Here is a 481-nt window from a genome sequence, read left to right as displayed (position 1 = left end):
ACCGGGTTCCTCGTGCCGACCGCACCGAACAGCCGGAAGGCTGGGCTCCGAATCTAGGAATCCGGTGTTTCTTCAACAGCCAAGTCAGGAGAAAGACATGCTTGCCAACCGTTTTGCTTCCCACTCCCCCGCGCTGCGCAGCGACTACCCGCTGTCCGATGACCAGATTCACCGCGTAGCCCCATCCATCTTCGCGGATGCCCCGCACCAAAGCCGTTCCGAGCGGTACGCCTATATCCCCACGGCGGCGGTGCTGACCGAGCTTCGCAAGGAGGGGTTTCAACCCTTCATGGTGACGCAGACCCGCGTGCGCGATGAAGGCAAGCGCGAGCACACGAAACACATGCTGCGCCTGCGCCATGCCAGCCAGATCAACGGCGCGGAGGCTAACGAAATCGTGCTGCTGAACTCGCACGATGGCACCAGCAGCTATCAGATGCTGGCGGGCCAGTTCAGATTCGTTTGCAGCAATGGCCTTGTG

The 481-nt window shown here is 61.3% G+C and carries 1 protein-coding gene; it reads left to right on the top strand.

Annotated elements, in window-relative coordinates; all coding sequences use genetic code 11:
- Window positions 1-97 precede the first annotated feature (97 nt).
- Window positions 98-481 (top strand): DUF932 domain-containing protein (locus tag K9U40_RS23480; RefSeq protein ID WP_282892472.1); only part of this gene is annotated, 384 nt, incomplete at its 3' end.

This window comes from Xanthobacter autotrophicus, assembly GCF_030015065.1.
In the GTDB taxonomy this organism is placed as follows: Bacteria; Pseudomonadota; Alphaproteobacteria; order Rhizobiales; family Xanthobacteraceae; genus Xanthobacter; species Xanthobacter autotrophicus_D.
Note: the sequence above shows the minus strand (reverse complement) of the source record. Positions and strands in the feature narration are given on the sequence as shown.